Origin of the sequence: Hymenobacter rubripertinctus (assembly GCF_003583925.1) — a bacterium.
In the GTDB taxonomy this organism is placed as follows: domain Bacteria; phylum Bacteroidota; class Bacteroidia; order Cytophagales; family Hymenobacteraceae; genus Hymenobacter; species Hymenobacter rubripertinctus.
In genome coordinates this window covers 130,354-146,311 of the sequence record NZ_QYCN01000015.1, presented here as the reverse complement: position 1 = coordinate 146,311, position 15,958 = coordinate 130,354, and the positions used below count along the sequence as shown (strand labels likewise).

General features: G+C 64.6%; 10 protein-coding genes and 1 tRNA gene. 6 read left to right on the top strand and 5 right to left on the bottom strand.

Features of this window, described 5'->3' with window-relative positions; translation table 11 throughout:
• Position 1: 1 nt before the first annotated feature.
• Together D0T11_RS11690 and D0T11_RS11685 are read right to left on the bottom strand one after the other, a co-directional pair.
• The gene (locus D0T11_RS11690; RefSeq protein ID WP_182888365.1) at positions 2 to 1,444 is read right to left on the bottom strand and encodes an AMP-binding protein; all 1,443 of its coding nucleotides are present in this window, start codon (positions 1,442 to 1,444) and stop codon (positions 2 to 4) included.
• Between the two features lie 741 nt (positions 1,445 to 2,185).
• Positions 2,186 to 3,970, bottom strand: a complete 1,785-nt coding sequence (locus D0T11_RS11685; RefSeq protein WP_119655966.1) for a glycoside hydrolase family 15 protein — start codon at positions 3,968 to 3,970, stop codon at positions 2,186 to 2,188.
• Between the two features lie 334 nt (positions 3,971 to 4,304).
• On the opposite strand from D0T11_RS11685, the gene D0T11_RS11680 reads away from it, so the two are divergent.
• Positions 4,305 to 4,376, top strand: a tRNA-Glu gene (locus D0T11_RS11680).
• Positions 4,377 to 4,678: 302 nt separating this feature from the next.
• On the opposite strand, the gene D0T11_RS11675 is transcribed toward D0T11_RS11680, so the two are convergent.
• On the bottom strand, positions 4,679 to 5,098 hold the full coding sequence (locus D0T11_RS11675; RefSeq protein ID WP_119655965.1) for a hypothetical protein: 420 nt from the start codon (positions 5,096 to 5,098) through the stop codon (positions 4,679 to 4,681).
• Positions 5,099 to 5,222: 124 nt separating this feature from the next.
• Entirely contained in the window at positions 5,223 to 5,828 is a 606-nt protein-coding gene (locus D0T11_RS11670; RefSeq protein WP_119655964.1) for a helix-turn-helix domain-containing protein, read from the bottom strand.
• Between the two features lie 419 nt (positions 5,829 to 6,247).
• Here D0T11_RS11670 and D0T11_RS11665 point away from each other — a divergent pair, with 419 nt between their 5' ends.
• The 4 genes from D0T11_RS11665 to D0T11_RS11650 all read left to right on the top strand — a co-directional run bounded on the left by D0T11_RS11665 (position 6,248) and on the right by D0T11_RS11650 (position 12,548).
• Positions 6,248 to 7,492 carry an ATP-binding protein gene (locus D0T11_RS11665; protein ID WP_119655963.1) on the top strand — a complete coding sequence of 415 codons (1,245 nt, stop codon included), beginning with the start codon at positions 6,248 to 6,250 and terminating at the stop codon, positions 7,490 to 7,492.
• Between the two features lie 5 nt (positions 7,493 to 7,497).
• On the top strand, positions 7,498 to 7,998 hold the full coding sequence (locus D0T11_RS11660; protein ID WP_147374627.1) for a hypothetical protein: 501 nt from the start codon (positions 7,498 to 7,500) through the stop codon (positions 7,996 to 7,998).
• A gap of 370 nt (positions 7,999 to 8,368) precedes the next feature.
• Positions 8,369 to 10,540 (top strand): hypothetical protein, encoded by a 2,172-nt coding sequence (locus D0T11_RS11655; protein ID WP_147374626.1) that lies wholly within the window; start codon positions 8,369 to 8,371, stop codon positions 10,538 to 10,540.
• A gap of 232 nt (positions 10,541 to 10,772) precedes the next feature.
• Positions 10,773 to 12,548 (top strand): ABC transporter ATP-binding protein, encoded by a 1,776-nt coding sequence (locus tag D0T11_RS11650; RefSeq protein ID WP_119655960.1) that lies wholly within the window; start codon positions 10,773 to 10,775, stop codon positions 12,546 to 12,548.
• Positions 12,549 to 12,793: 245 nt separating this feature from the next.
• On the opposite strand, the gene D0T11_RS11645 is transcribed toward D0T11_RS11650, so the two are convergent.
• Entirely contained in the window at positions 12,794 to 14,836 is a 2,043-nt protein-coding gene (locus tag D0T11_RS11645; protein WP_119655959.1) for a matrixin family metalloprotease, read from the bottom strand.
• Positions 14,837 to 15,117: 281 nt separating this feature from the next.
• On the opposite strand from D0T11_RS11645, the gene D0T11_RS11640 reads away from it, so the two are divergent.
• Positions 15,118 to 15,951, top strand: coding sequence for a M48 family metalloprotease (locus D0T11_RS11640; protein WP_119655958.1), 834 nt, complete (start codon positions 15,118 to 15,120; stop codon positions 15,949 to 15,951).
• Positions 15,952 to 15,958: the final 7 nt, after the last annotated feature.

Here is a 15,958-nt window from a genome sequence, read left to right as displayed (position 1 = left end):
GCTAACGGAGTTGGGCGTAGAGGATTTTGGAATGATGACGCGCATCCACGGGCAGACTGGGGCGGAAATGGATAGCCCGGCACAGGGTGGGCGAAAAGTGCTGGGCCAGCAGCTCAGCCACCGCGGCCCGGCTCACGGACCCCTGCACGAACACAGTGAAGCCGGCGGCTTCGGCGCGGGCAGCCACGCGCTCCACGCCGGGCAGGTGGTAGAGCAGGTGCTCAATCTGGTAGTGCTGAACGCCCTCGTGGAGTTGCTCGTTGCCCAGCCGCCCGGTCAGGTAAAGCAGGCCATGGGCCACGTAGCCGAAGTCGCCGGTACTCAGCCACTGGCCCGGCTGCGGGGTGGCCACGTGCGGGCCGCTCACCTGAATCTCGCCCACCAGCGGCCCCGGCCCGGCCCCGCGCCGCAACGTACCCAGCGGCCGAATACGCCAGTGCAGCCCCGGGTGCACCGGCCCCACGCAGTAGCCGGCCAGCGGCGAAACAAGGGCCGACGTTACCTCGCGCACGGCAATGGGCTCGGCTTCCGAAGCCCCGTAAATAATGTGCACCGCCGCCCCCGGAAACGCCCGGCGCAGCTCCTGGGCCAGGGGCTCGGGCACCGGCGAGCCCCCGATGCCCACGGCCAGCACCTCGGGCAGCGGGGTAGGATAGTGCGCCAGGTAGGTCAGCAGCTGCCGGAAGTAGGCCACGTTGCCGGTCAGCGTCTGCACCCGTTCCCGCACCAGCTGGGCCACCACGCGGGCGGGGTCGAACTGCCCATCGTGGCACCAGGGCACGTCGGGCAGGATGCTCACCACGCCGGCCGCCAGGTTGTGGAGCAGCACGTTGGGAAACAGCGGGAAGTCGCGCTGCCCGGCCCAGGGCGGAAACACGCGCTTGATGGCCTGGTGCTGGGCCAGCAGCACCGCGTGGCTGCGCCGGATGGCTTTGGGCTGGCCCGTGGAGCCGGAACTATGCGACACCAGCGCGGCCTGCCCGCCGGGCACCGGCCCGGCTTCGGCTACCGCCGCCGCCACTTCCGGCAGCTCGGAAAGCGCCACCAGTTGCACCCCGCAGGTCCGGGCTAGCAGGCGGGCGGGCCACCGCAGCGGGCGCGGCACCAGCACGGCCCGCACGTGGCCGCGCCGCATCAGCCCCGGCACGGCCCCGGCCGAAGCGGCGGCGGGCAGCAGCACGGGCACCGCCCCCAGGGCCATGCAGGCCAGCACCCCGGCAATCAGGTCCAGGCTCACAGGCAGGGCCAGCAGCACGGCTTGGGCGGGCCGTACCCGCGCGTCGGCCAGCGCCTGCCGGATGGTTTGAACCCGTTCCAGAATGGCGCGGCCGGTGTAGGAAACCGCGGCCGGCCCCTGCGCCGGTGCAGCGGGCCACACCACCAGAACCTGCTCCGGGTGCCGGCTCAGCGTCTGGTGAATCGTTGCGAAGAAGTTAGCGTCCACAGTTCGGTTGGTAAGGAGTTGGGGCGGGCGGGCCGGCCGAGGTGGGGCCGACCGATCCAGGGCTAAAAGTGCCGCCAATAGTTGGCAGCCCCCAACGAATACTGCCAGCTATCAGACTTCTGACAAGTGCCTGCAAGTTACCCAGGTACGCTTTCAGCCCAATTCAACGGGCATTTCTGCGGACTTAACAGTTCGGGCCAGAGGGATACTAAACGGCCGGCATTGGTTGCAAGCCCCCCGTACCGCATGCTCATTCGACGCCTGCTGGCGGAAGCCGGCGCAGCCGGCGGGACTTCCCGCCAGCAGATGGGGCAAGTCTGCGACTTGCGGCCGCGCAACGGCCATGCGGCCCCGCGCCGCCCAAACCGTAACGGCCCCAGATGGCAAGGCCCCCACAACGAACAAGCGGGTGGCCCCACTATATATTGGAAGCACCCGCTTGCGTTGTAGCCGTCTCCGACACCATACTACCGCCTGAGCGGCGCAGACCCGCAAGTCACAGACTTGCCCCCTCTAACGGCGGGAAGTCCTGCCGGCTGCGCCGACTGCGGAGCTGTTTGAGTTATCAAAACGGTCATGCGGAGCGGAGTCGAAGCATCTCTACCGCTTCGTTGCAGCAACCCAGACGAAGCGGTAGAGATGCTTCGACTCTGCTCCGCTGCGCGGACGCCAGATGAAGCATGACCGTTTTGATAACTCAAACAGCTCCTCAGTCACTCAGTCACTCAGTCACTCAGTCACTCAAACGAAGTTCGGGCGGTCGATCTTTTTGGCGATGCGGTAGGCGGCGTTTACCAGGCCCACGTGGCTGTAGGCCTGGGGGAAGTTGCCCCACTGGGAGCCGGTTTTGGCGTCCACATCCTCGCTGAGCAGGCCCAGGTGATTGGTGTAGGTGAGCAGCTTTTCGAACTCCGCAATGGCTTCCTCCACCCGGCCCACGCAGGCCAGGGCCTCCACGTACCAGAAGGAGCAGATGAGGAAGGTGGTTTCGGGCGTGCCGAAGTCGTCGGCGTGGCGGTAGCGGTAGAACAGGCCCTCGGGCGTTTTCAGCTCCTTTTCCAGGGCCACCAGGTGCTGGCGGGCGCGTTCGGAAGCCGGGTCGAGGTAGCCCATCATGATGAGCTGGATGGTGCTGGCATCGAGGTGGGGCGAGCCGATGGCGTTGGTGTAGGCCTGCCGCTCCTCGCTGAAACACTGCTCAATGCGCTCGGTGGCGGCTTCGTTGAGGCGGGTGGCCAGGGCTTCCATTTCGGCGTTGCCGAGGGCCCGGGCCATCTGGCGGGCGGCGTGGCTGCCGGCCCAGTGAAACAGGTAGGTGTAGCAATGGTACTGGGCCAGGTTGCGGAACTCCCAGAGGCCGGCGTCGGGCTGGTCCATGGTGGCTTCAATCAGGCGCAGGGCCTCCAGCACCAGCTTTTCGGGGTGGCGCTGTTCCGGGTTCACGAAGCGCGCATCCACGTAGAGCGGCAGCAGGGCCACCAGCACCTGCCCGTACACGTCGTTCTGCACGTGGGTGTAGGCGTCGTTGCCAATGCGCACGGGCTGGTTGCCCAGGTAGCCGGCCAGGGGCAGCTCTTCCTCCACCAGCTGCGAGGTGCCGCTGATGCCGTACAAGGGCTGGTACTTGCCCTGGATGCTGCTCGAAATGTTGGCGATGTAGTGGAAATACCGCTCCAGCTCCTCAAAGTGCCCAATGTTGTTGAAGGCCGTGAGCGTGTAGAACGTGTCGCGCATCCAGCAGTAGCGGTAGTCCCAGTTGCGGGTGCTGCCGGGCGCTTCGGGCAGACTGGTGGTACTGGCCGCGATAATGGCCCCGGTATCCTCGTACTGGTGCACCTTGAGGGCCAGCGCCGACCGGATAACGGCGTCCTGGTGGAAATTGCTGATGCTGGTGCTTTTCACCCACTTGCGCCAGTAGTCGATGGTGGCGCGCAGGAACTGCTCCACGGTGCTTTCCAGCGGGGCTTCCAGGGGCGCGCCGTAGGTGAGCACGAGGTACTTGGTTTCGTTGAGCACGAAGGCCTCCTCCTCGAGCACGTAGGTGAGCGGGATGTTGGTGGTGAGGCGGATTTCCTCCTCCATGCCCAGAAAGGCAATGTGGTTGGAGCTGCGGCGGCGGCTCAGCTGCTGGCGGCCGTAGTCGGCCACGGGGCGGCAGGCCACCTTCACGCGGGGTGTGCCATCGAGGGGCTCCACCTTCCGGATAAACATCAGGGGCTTGTAGTAGCGCTCGTACTGGGAGAAGCGCGGGGCGAAGTCGGTGACGCGGTAGCGGCCCTCGGCGGTGGTAATTTCGGTGGCCAGCACGTTGGTATTGGGCAGGTAGTACTGCTGGCTCTGGAAGCCGCCCTCGGTGGCTGGCCGGATGCTGTATTCGCCGCCCTTGTCCTCATCGAGCAAGGCCCCGAACACGAAGCTGCTGTCGAAGCGGGGCCAGCAGAGCCAGCGCACGGCCGTATCGGTGCCAATCAGGCCCAGAAAGGCGCAGTTGCCAATCAGGCCCATATCATAGGTGTGTTTCATCATAAGCGGGGAGAAGTTAAAACGAAGGAATGCCCGCCGCCCGACGAACCGGGTTGCGGCAGCCGCGTGTTTTTCCGGGCCGGCCCGGCGGCCGGTTCACTGGTTTTAGCGGGCAGGGCAGTGCTTGTGTTTACCGTTTCCGGCCGCCGTAAGTTATCCGGCCGCCCGATTTGACTGGTTAGCCCCGGCCGAATACCGCGCTGCGGGGAAAACAATACGCCTGATTCTGTTCTACTTACCCCCTTTTATTCACTTTTTTTAGCCCTCAGCCTTGCCTGTAATCAGGCGGCCCGTATCTTTGCACCACCAAAACGGAAAAATGCTTCCGCTTTTAACTGGTCCGTTCGTCTAGGGGTTAGGACAGTAGATTTTCATTCTACCAACAGGGGTTCGATTCCCCTACGGACTACAACACAAAACAATAAAAAAGGCTTTTCGCACTGCGCGGAAAGCCTTTTTTATTGTTTTGCAGCAGTAGAAACCGGTTAGCAACCCCACGTTGCGGCGTATGCGGTAAGGTGCGGGGCTGGTCCCCGCCCGCCGTTGAACAGAGCCGTTCAACGGGCTTTAATCGGTCCGTTCCAACGGCGGGCGGGGGCCAGCCCCGCACCCTACCGCGCCATAAGAACAGCAGCCCAGCGCCAGTGCTCAAAGAAAAACCCCGCCCGGTGAGTCCGGGTGGGGTTTTTCTTTGAGGAAAGCGGCAGCGGGCTAGGCCGGCAGGGTGGCGCGGTGGGCGGTTACTTCGGTTTTGGCCTGGGTCAGCTCGGTCACCTGCGCCACCACCTGGCGCAGATCGACGGCCAGGCGGAAGGCCACCACCGGGCCGCGGGTGGTTTGGGCCGCGCCCAGGTCGCCGCGCCGCTTCACGGCGGCCCGCAGCTCGGCCTCGCGGCGCAGGCGGTACTTGCTGTCGGAGGCCAGGGTGGCGAGTTGGGCCGTGAGGCTGCTGATATCCTGGTCGAGGATGATGATTTCCGCGCTGATGTCGGTAGCGCGGGCGGTGGCCTTGTCGTCGCGGTGGTCGTAGCTGGTCTGACGGAACGTGAGGTCGTCCAGCTCGGTCTGGAGGTCAGCCAGGGCGGTGTCGCACATGGCCCGGTCGGTGAGCAACTCTACGGGAAATGCCATAAGGGTAAGGGGGATAGAGGATGAAGGAAAAATGATACCCTTCCAACGCGGCCCTTACGGCCTTATTGCGCTGTGGCCCGGAGTTTATTTTTTGAGGGAAGCCCGGTCTTCGGGTGGCCGCCCCCTACCCTTTCTCCAGCAGCCGGGCCAGGGCCGCCGATTCCCCATCGAGGGCCAGCAGGCGCAGCACCGCCAGCGCCCGGGCGGCGGCGGCGGCCGGCGTGGGCGCGAGGGCCGCTACGTCGGCGGCCAGCGTGGCCAGCCAGCGGGCGCAGTGGGCCTGCTCGGCCGCGTCGGCGGTGGGCGGCGGCAGGGCGGCGCGCAGTTCGGCCAGCCCCCAGGCCCGCCGCTGCTGCAACGCCAGGCCCTTGCTGCCCCGGTGCAGCGTCCAGCGCAGCCGCGCCGCCTGGGCCAGCACCTGCCGCTGCCGCCGGCGCAGGGGCGCAGCCGGCAGCGGGCCAAAATCGGGCAGCAGCAGCGCGGGAGCCTCGGCGGGCGGCCGCGCGGCGAAGGCGGGCGCCACCGGCCCGGTGCCCTCGGGCGGGGGCAGCAGCCGGGCCAGCAACCGCAGGCGGGCATCGGCCTGTGGGGTGGCGCGCCGCCGCCCGGCTTCGAGGTGGGCCACCTGCGCCCGCGTCAGGCCCAGGTAGCGGCCCAGTTCCTCCTGGCTGAGGCCAAAATGGGCGCGGACGGCCGCTTCAAGTGTTCCGGAGGGAAGGGGGCGTGACATAAGCAGGGCGGGTTGTAGCGTTGGTCGAAAAAAAACGGAGGCACGCTACAAAGATTGTAGCGTGCCTCCGTTTTTTTTCGACCAACGCTACAACTTACGTGGTGGTCGGCCGGGCTGATATCCGCCGGGCGGCCGGGGGCAGTGCTCAAAAACGGCTACCGTCTCGGGCACCGCGACGCGGCGCAACCGCGTTTTCTACCCCTCGGAAGCCGCTACGCGGTCCGGCACAACCGGAGGTACCTATGCACGGCTTTCGCCCAAACCACCGGCGGCAAGCCCTGACACGACGGCCTGATTCCGGACGACGCGGGGGCTGGGAACAAGACGCTCAGGGGGCTAATGCGGGCGTTCGGGCGGGCGTTTTGCCGGGCCGTGGTCCCGGTCGTTCTGTTATATTTGGCCGAACTACGCCCCCTTCCATGAGCAAGCTAAGAGTTGAGCATTTCGGCCCCATTACCACCGGCTGCGCCGAAGACAACGGGTTTATGGATTTCCGGAAGGTGACGGTGCTCATTGGCAATCAGGGCACGGGGAAGAGCAGCATCGCCAAACTGTTTTCCACGTGCTGCTGGCTGGAAAAGGCCCTGTTTCAGGGGCGGCTCACCCCGAAATATGTGATGGGGTATAATCGGTTTGTGAAGCAGTACTGCGCCTACCAGAATCTGAAGAATTACTTCCGTCCCGGAACGGTCGTGGAATACCAGGGCAGTGCCTACCACCTGACGTACCGCAATGAAAAGCTCCTGGTGGCACCTGTGGCCGCAGCCAGCGGCTACCGGGTGCCGCAGATTATGTACGTACCGGCGGAGCGCAATTTTCTCAGCGCCGTCGACGAGCCCGACAAGCTGAAAGGGCTGCCGCAGTCGCTGCTGACTTTTTGGGAGGAGTTGCGGCGGGCGCAGCGTGAAGCGCCGGACAACTTAGCGTTGGCAGTAGGGCAGGTGCGCTTTGCCTACGATAAGCGCCGGAATATCCCCCGCATCAGCGGTACCACGGCGGGAAAGGTGGCGTTCGACCTGCGGCTGTCGGAAGCTTCCAGCGGCTTTCAGTCGCTGGTGCCGCTGCTGTTGGTGTTGCGCCACCTGACGGCCCGGCATGAGCACGACGATTCGCGTAGTGCACTGAGCGCCGAAGAGCGCCGCAAGCTGACTGTGCGGGTAAACGAAATACTGAATAACCAGCAACTTACCCCCGAAGTGCGGGGCGTGGCGCTGGCGGCCTTGTCCCAGCGGTTCCGCACCGAAACGCTGCTCAGCATCGTGGAAGAGCCCGAACAAAACCTGTTCCCGACTTCGCAACGGGCCATGTTGTACCAGTTGTTGGAATATGCCAATACCAACGTCGGCAATGAGTTGGTGTTGACTACGCATAGCCCGTACATCGTCAATTACCTGACGCTGGCCATCAAGGCGCAGGAGGTTTTGCAGAAAGCAACAACCCAGGCGGCCCCCACTGAGGCGCTGCAACAGCTGCATAGCATCGTGCCGGCAACCGCCGCAGTAGCCGCCGCCGATACCGTGGTGTACGAGCTGACCGAAGCCGGCCAGATTCAGCGGCTGGCTACTTACCACGGCCTGCCATCGGACGACAACTACCTGAACCAGCAGTTGGAGGAAGCCAACAACCTGTTTGCGGATTTACTCGGCCTGGAAGCTACTTTCTGATGGCCGTGGATTTCTTTTCCGGGGTCTGCCAGAATGGCGATTCCGCGCAGGACGTGACTACGGCGGCCACTTTCGGCCTCTGCGACGACCGGCCCCGCGCCCGCGCCTACCTCGACCATGCCACCCCGGCCCAGTGGGTGGCAGTAGTTGATAACCGCTCCGAGCACGAGGTCACGTTCACCAGCATCGATAATTGCCTGGAAATCCGGCGGTCCGATGGCAACATGGAAAGCCGTTGCGACGGAATGCTGACGTATGCTGGCTCCATCATCTTCGTGGAGCTGAAAGAAAAAAACCGCAGCTTTCTGGAAGAAGGATTGGGCCAGTTGGAAACCACCATCCTGCTGTTTGCCGCGGCCCATCCCGAGCGTACTTACCTCACCCGCAAAGCCTACCTGGCCAACAGCCGTCATCCCCGTTTTGCGGCGGGCCGCAACACCCGGGCGCAGCAGTTTCGGGACCGCACCGGCATCACGCCATTGGTAGAGAATACCATCGTGCTTTGATACTACTCGTAGCACGTCTGTAATCCGGTTCTGTACCAGCCTGCTATTCAGGCGGCAAAATGGTCGAGGAACCAGCCCAACTATTTTACCGAAATCACCGAAGCCTGCTTCGCCCACGCTATGGTCTTCAACCAGATCCACCGACGGCAAGCCCTGGTACAACCGCTTGATTCCGTGCAACGCGGGGGCCGCGAACAAAACGCTGAAGGAGATGATGCGGGCGTTTGGGCCTTTTTGAAATTTGCCTAGCAGGGTGCCCCGCAACAGAAGCGCACCGCAAAAACCTCCCGGCACCGTGCAACGGCCCGCCCGCGAATCCTACCTTTGCGCGGCTGCCGGTGGGTCGGGAGCCGTTTTTTCTGTTTTTGCCGTGTTTAATTTATCCGGAATCCGGGGGCTATGGGGGCTGCTGGTCCTGACTGTGCTAGTGGGCCGGGCCGGCGAGGCCCAAGCCCAACAAGCTGCGCCTTTGCTGCGGGAGCTGAGTTTGCGCACCGACACCACCACCTACCGCCTGAGCCGGAATACGGTGCCGGTCCAGGACGAGCCCCACCTCTACTTCTATTACCACCAGGAAGACGAAACGGCCGAGCTGCTGGTGCAGCCCACGGCCCGCACCGGGCGGCCGCTGCGCCTGCAACGCTCCGCCGATTTCGCCCTCCTCGACTCACTCACGCCCATCGACGGGGGCCAGTACTACCGGGCCAAGCTGCGGTTTAAGGACTTGGGCGGCAACCGCTTCCTGAGCCTCACGTTCCAGCAACCTTCCGATTCGAATAGCTTCACGCCCCGCACCCAGACGGTGAAGCTGCTGCCCCTCACGCGTACTACCCTCGAATTCCGGCCCGCCGATACGGAGCTGTTCGTGGGGGAGGAAAAGGTGTTCGAGCTGAGCAGCAACAACGCCAAAAACATTCGGGTGAGCCCCGAGTGGACCCGGGGCCAGGACATCGACTACCGGCTGGAGCAGGAGAAAGGCACCCTGCGCCTGCACGTGCTGCCCAACGCCCTGGGCGCGCGCGCCCTGGTGCTGCGGCCCCAGACGGAGCGCCCCTTCCTCACCGACAACAACCGCCGCGTGACCTACGCGCTGCCGTCGCTGCGCCAAGAGTTCACCGTGAAAGCGAGCCGGCTGCGGTTTCTGAGCGTCGATAAAAAGGAGATTACGCTGGAAGAAGACGCCCGCCGCCAGGGCGTGGAGCTGATCCTCGACAACGGCCGCACCTTCAACCTCAAGCGCACCTACCGCATTGAGGACCAGGAGGAGGCCGGCGGGGCGTTGATTGCCGAGCTGTTTACGCGCCAGTACCTGACCAACGACCGGGTGCTGTGCTGGCTGCGCGTGTACAACACCCACCGCCAGACCGACAGCTACCTGTATATCAAGGAAAACGACCAGGCCAAATACATCACCAACTTCAACATCTCGCCCAAAACAACCGTGACGGCCCTGAGCGTGCGCCACCGGGGCGGCGACTGGACCAGCAACGCCACCGTGAACCCCGGCGAAACCCTGGACGTGCGCCTGGAGGGCGAGTCGCTGCTGCGGGGGCGCTTCCACTTCGAGGATGTGCGCATGGTGCCCTCCGATTCCAGCATCCGCTCCGACGCGGCGGTGGTCTACCGGATTCAGGTGCCCGCTACGTTCGATAAAAAGCGCATCAGCATTTTCAACGCCGGCCAGCCCATTGGCCAGACGCTGGCGCTGCGGGAGTTTCAGCGCCCCCACCCCCTCGATTTCGTGGGCGTAACGTTCGGCGAAGTGCCCCGGCCCGTCACCCGCCTCAACGGCCCCATCCTCTACGACCGCACCATCCGCGACGTCGTGTTCAGCTTCAACGCGGGGGCCATCGACAGCGAGCAGCAGCTCTACGGCAAGCAGCACCTGACCTTTGAAATCCGGACCCAGAACGCCAAAGGCGACCTGATTGAGCTGCGCACGATTGAGAACGTGGTCATCTGCCCCGACGGCAACTCGGTGCGGGCCGCCTTCTACCAGGACAAGCACTGCCAGGTGGGCAACCTGAGCCTGAACAACCTGCTGAGCGCCCGCAAAACCTACGACCTCGACGACTGGAGCAAAATCATCATCACCATCCGGCACACCCAGGCCCAGTACCAGGAGCCGGGCTTCACGCAGCGGCTGGAGCTGGTGTTGCAGCGCCGCGTCAAGTTCGATATCGACGTGAGCTTCCCGGCGGGTTTGCTCACCAAGCAATTCGGCGGCGAGGGCGTAAATAACTACACGGCCTTCAGCGGCATCAGCCTGGCTACGCTGGCCCAGTTCAGCTTCTACAACCCCAACAAAATCAACAAGCTGCGGCCCTACAAGGTGGGCGCGGGCTTCGTGGCCCTCAACGCGTTCAACCTGAGCCAGAACGCCAACGCCGTCCGCGACCTGGGCCTGGTGGTGCTGGGCTCCGTGTACCCCACCCGCTCCGACGCCAAGCTCACCTTCCCGCTCTACCTGGGGGCGGGCTACCTCGTGAACAAGGGCAAGCTGTTCTTCCTGTTCGGGCCGGGCATTGGAGTACGGCTGTAGGAGCAACCCCATCTGACGTTGCGCCTCACCCCCTAGCCCCCTCTCCGAAAAAGGAGAGGGGGACTAAACATTAGTTTCCCAGAATTAAAGCAGCCACTAAACTATAGTCTAGAATCTAGTTCCCCCTTTCCTTTTTCGGAGAGGGGGCTAGGGGGTGAGGCGCAACGCATCGGCCTCCCGAAACTTTCCGGTGGGCCAGGCGCTTTCCTATTGATTCCCCTCTTTCTGCTGAATGAAAATCCTTTTCACTTACCTGCGGCACTACCGCGGGCTGCTGGTGCTGGCCCTGCTGCTGGCCGCCGTCAACCAGGTTTTTTCCCTGCTCGACCCCTATATTTTCCGCCAGATTATTGACCGGCACGTGGTGAAAGCCGGGACCAACGTGCTCGAAAACGGGTTCTGGACCTTCCTGATGGGCGGGGCGGGCCTGCTCATTTTGCAGGCCATGGGCGTGGCCATGGTCAGCCGCATCGCCAAGAATTTCCAGGACTACTACACCAACGTCATCACCCAGCGCCTCGGGGCCGAATTATACTCCGACGGGTTGCGCCACTCCCTGGAGCTACCCTACCAGGTGTTCGAGGACCAGCGCTCGGGCGAAACCCTGGGCAAGCTCCAGAAGGTGCGCACCGACGTGGAGAAGCTCATCCAGAGCTTCGTCAACATCCTGTTCATTTCGCTGGTGGGCATTGTGTTCGTGACCTGGTACGCCTTGAGCGTGTACTGGCCCATTGCGGCGGTTTACTTCCTTACCATTCCGCTGCTGGGCTCCCTAAGCCTGTATCTGAGCAAGCGCATCAAGGTGATTCAGAAGACCATTGTGGCCGAAACCACGGCTTTGGCGGGCTCCACTACTGAAAGCCTGCGCAACATCGAACTGATTAAGAGCCTCGGGCTGGCCCAGCAGGAAACGTTGCGCCTGAACGCCACCACCGAGAAAATCCTGAAGCTGGAGCTGCGCAAGGTGCGGTACCTGCGCTCCTTGTCGTTCATTCAGGGCACGTTCGTGAACCTGATGCGCAACGTGATTCTGCTCATGCTGCTGTATCTGGTGGTAAGGCAGACCATTTCGGTGGGCGAGTTCTTCTCGTTCTTCATCTACTCGTTCGCCATTTTTGGGCCGCTCCAGGAGATGGGCACCATCATCAACGTGTACCGCGAAACCGAAGCCTCGCTGGCCAACTACCAGCAGATTCTCGACACGCCCAAGGAGCTCAAGCCGGCCCACCCCAAAGTCATCGACCAGATCGAAACGCTGGAATTCGACGACGTGCATTTCCAGCACCTCACGGCCAGCACCCCGGCTTTGGCCGGCATCAGTTTCCAGACTAAGCTGGGCGAAACCATTGCCTTTGTGGGGCCTTCGGGCTCGGGCAAAACCACCCTGGTCAAGCTGCTGGTGGGCCTCTACCCGCCCGCCGCCGGCCGGATTCTCTACAACGGCATCCCCGGCCCCGAGCTCGACCTGGACACGCTGCGCGAGCAAATCGGCTTCGTGACCCAGGACACCCAACTGTTCGCCGGCACCATCCGCGAAAACCTGCGCTTCGTGGCCCCCAACGCCACCGACGCGCAGTGCCTCGAAGCCCTGCGCCAGGCCGCGGCCGAGTCGCTGCTCGCCCGCGCCCCGCTGGGCCTCGACACGGTCATCGGCGAGGGCGGCGTGAAGGTCTCGGGGGGCGAAAAGCAGCGCCTGAGCATCGCGCGGGCTTTGCTGCGCCGCCCCACGCTGCTCGTGTTCGATGAGGCCACCTCGGCCCTCGACTCGCTCACGGAGGAGGAAATCAGCCAGACGGTGCGGGAGCTGTCGGGTTCGCGCCAGCACATCACCATCCTCATCGCCCACCGCCTGAGCACCATCCTGCACGCCGACCGCATCTTCGTACTCGAACGCGGCCACGTGGCCGAAGCCGGCCGCCACGCCGAGCTGCTCGAACAGCGCGGCCTCTACTACGCCATGTGGCGCCAGCAAATCGGCGAACGCCCCCTGGCGGCGGTGGGGCGGTGAGTGAGTGAGTGAGTCGGTGAGTTTGGTCGGTCGTTGGGAGCGGCGCGCAGCTGATCCGTGCTTGCCGCAGTCCACCCCCCTGCCAAATACAAAGCCCCTGACGTAATCACGTCAGGGGCTTTGCGCTGAAATAAAGGTTTCGCGGGCTGAAAGGGGCAACTTAGCTGCGCTGTGCTTCGGGTGCTTCGCGCCGCCCGTAACGAGCGCACTCATTCACCGAGTCACTTACTCACCGCCCCACCGAATCACCGCTTCTCTACCCGCGTGCGGGCCGTTTGGCCGTCGGGGGCGCGCCATTCCAGCAGGTACACGCCGGGGCGCAGCGCAGGGGTGCTGAGTGTCGGGGCCAGCTGGCCGGCCGGCAGCACCTGCGTATGCACCACCTGCCCCGTGAGGCTGAGCAGGCGCACCGTGGCCGCTACCGGGGCCGGCACGCGCAACGTCAGCTCGTGGGTGAACGGGTTGGGGTAGGCGCTCAGCCCCGCCATTTCGTTGGGGCGGGCCACTACTACGACCGAGGAGTAGTGCACGCTGCCATCGATGTCCTGCTGGCGCAGGCGGTAGTACTGCCGGGCGGCCAGGGGCGGGCGCGGGTCGAGGTAGCGGTAGGTGCGCGCGGAGCTGGTGGTGCCCGCAGCGGGCTGCCGGGCAAGTTCCTGCCAGTCGTCGGTGCCCGTGGCGGAGGTTTCCACCGCAAAAAAGTCGCTGTTCAGCTCAGTGGCCGTTTCCCAACTCAGCACCACCTGCCGGCCCTGGCGGACGGCCCCGAACCGGACCAGCGTAACGGGCAGCGGCACGGGGGCGAGGCGGGCGTACACCATATTGCCACAGCGGGGAGCGGTCAGGCTGAAGTCGATTTCGGCATTAGCCCCGGCCACGTCGTTGGTGGCGTTCAGTACCCGGTTGCGGCTATTGGCCCCAATGGCGTAGTGCATCACGGCCCCGGGCTTGATGATGTGGCCCAGCTGGATGCCGTGGCCGAGCTCGTGCAGGGATACGGTTTCGAAATCGAACTGTCCGCCCGTGGGCGCGGCCGGGCCAAACTGCCAGTTGCGCTGCCCGTCGTAGATGTAATCGGTTTCGGTGAGCACCCAGTTGAGCGGTCCGCCGCCGGTGGAGCAGCCCGAGTAGTAGGAATAGGTGGTGCCCAGCACGCCGGCGGGCAGATCGGTGGCGTCATCGAAGCTCACCACGTTCACCCCGTCGCTGGCGTTGAGGTTAATGGCCGTGGTGGTGGGGGCCGACTTGCGGTTCGCCCCCACCCCGTTCCGCCAGGTGGCAATGGACCGCTCAAAGGAGGCTTTGGCGGCGGTATTGGCGGCAAAATTCGTGTTGTACTGGAGCGTGTAGCCGCCCGCCCCGTCGCGGCCCACCATGGCCACCCGGTAGGGTTGGTTGCCGGAGTTCACGTTCGCCAGCGCGTAGTCTACTTGCAGGTTGTCGGCGCTGAGGCTGGTTTCGGCGGTACCGTTGGTGATGAGCAGCCGCCCCGTGCCGGCCGCCCCGGAGCCGCCGATGGTGGCCGAGGGCACCCGCACCCGGATCTGGGTATCCGACCAGGCCAAGTAATCGGGACCCAGGGGCGACACGAACGAGGTGCCGCCGTTGTTGGCGTTGCTGAACCCCACCGAGCCGCTGCCCTGGGTCGCGCCAAAGCCCGAGCCGTTGATGGTGAGCACCGTGAACGTGCCCGCCGTAACGGTAGTCGGGCTGAAGCTGCTGATAACGGGCGTGGCCCCGGGCCGGGCTACCCGGTTCAGGCGGGCCGTGAGCGCCGCATTGGGTTGCACGACCCGCACGGGCTGCCCCGTCAGCTGCGTCAGCGCCCCGTACAGCTCGCCCCCGATACTCGCGTAGCGGTGAAACGGGTCGGCGGCAATGGCCAGGTTCAGGTCGTAAAGCAACAAGCCCTGCGGACCCGCGCTCAGGCGGTAGTGGCTGGGGTGGGCGGGGTCGGGTTCCAGCAGAAAAACCGCCTGCTGCCCCACGGCCAGCGCGGGCGAGTTCGAGACTTCCTCCCGGCGCAGGCCTACCGTACCGCCCTCGGTCGTGAGCACCAGCGCGCCCCCGGGTAACGTACCCCGGAACACTTTAAACACCTCCAGCTCGTGGTGCGTAACGATGCGCGGACCCTCATCCTGGCTGCGCACGACCTGCACCCGGGCTTCCACGATGAGTGGGGCGGCGGCCACGCGCCGGGCCAGGGGCAGCGGTTCGAGCAGGCAGGCTTCCTGGGCCTGGGCCAGCGTAGCCAGCCCACCCCATAAGGCCAGGGTTCCGGTTGCCACGAGCCGGCTAACATTCCGAGTCAATTGTGTTTTTTTCATACAGATCCTGTAGCTTACCCGTTCTTCTTATTTGACCCCCACTGTCTGCTGCTTCTACCCAACCCCGCGTCAAATATAGAAATTCCTTATTTGCAGGATTCCCGTCCGTTCACGGGCTGGGCCAATCAGCCGCTTTTTCGGCAGGATAGTTGCGTAAACCTTCGGATACTTAACTGGATTTTTTCATGAGAACCACTCGCTTTTTCCGCCGTTTCGCAGGTCTGGTCCTTGCCGGGTGGCTTTTGCTGACCGCTTCCCTGGCCTCGGCTCAAACGGCCAACGCCCAGCCCGACGTGTTGCGCGAAATCACGGACGTAGTGGGCCTGAAGCCCCGTTTCCAGCTCCGTGCCACCACGGAGGTGCAGAATGCGGCGGCCGTCGTGTACGGGGGGCAGCGCTACCTGCTCTACAACCCCCGGTTCGTGGCCGCCGTGAACCAGGCCGGCCGCACCGACTGGGCGGGCATCAGCATTCTGGCCCACGAAATGGGGCATCATCTCAACGGGCACACCCTGCGCGGGGGCGGCTCCAACCCCGCCGATGAGCTGGAAGCCGACGAGTTTTCGGGCTTCGTGCTCCGGAAAATGGGAGCCGGGCTGGCCCAGGCCCAGGCCGGCATGGCCGTGGTGTCCGACGAGCAGGCCTCCCCCMCCCMCCCCGGCCGTCAGGCGCGCCTCAGGGCCATCGGGCAGGGCTGGCAGCGCGCCAGCCAGCAGATTGCGGCCAGCACCCGCGCCGGCGCACCGTCGGCCGCCCCGGCCCTCCTGGCCCCGCCCCCGCCGCCCCCCGKGCGCCAGGTMGCGGCGCGGCCGGCCGCGCCGGCCACCGTGCTGGGCAAAATCACGTTCCGCGACAAACCCGACGAGGATTTCTACGTGACCAGCCGCCTGAGCGTGGTGCACCTCGACCGCGACGAGCAGACGACGCAGGTAGTCGGCCGCCTCACTCGCTCCGAGAGCCTGACCTACCCCTATGTGCTGGTGGACGGGCAGCAGCGCCGCCTCTACATCAGCCGTTCGGGCGACATTTTTGACACCCAGGGCCGGCAAGTAGCCCGGCTGACGGACCCGTCGTAGCCGAGAA

Bases quoted from the DNA above. Each gene is read 5' to 3' on its own strand.
- D0T11_RS11675 (WP_119655965.1), bottom strand. From the start codon at position 5,098: ATGGCATTTCCCGTAGAGTTGCTCACCGACCGGGCCATGTGCGACACC.
- D0T11_RS11685 (WP_119655966.1), bottom strand. From the start codon at position 3,970: ATGATGAAACACACCTATGATATGGGCCTGATTGGCAACTGCGCCTTT.
- D0T11_RS11650 (WP_119655960.1), top strand. From the start codon at position 10,773: ATGAAAATCCTTTTCACTTACCTGCGGCACTACCGCGGGCTGCTGGTG.
- D0T11_RS11665 (WP_119655963.1), top strand. From the start codon at position 6,248: ATGAGCAAGCTAAGAGTTGAGCATTTCGGCCCCATTACCACCGGCTGC.
- D0T11_RS11670 (WP_119655964.1), bottom strand. From the start codon at position 5,828: ATGTCACGCCCCCTTCCCTCCGGAACACTTGAAGCGGCCGTCCGCGCC.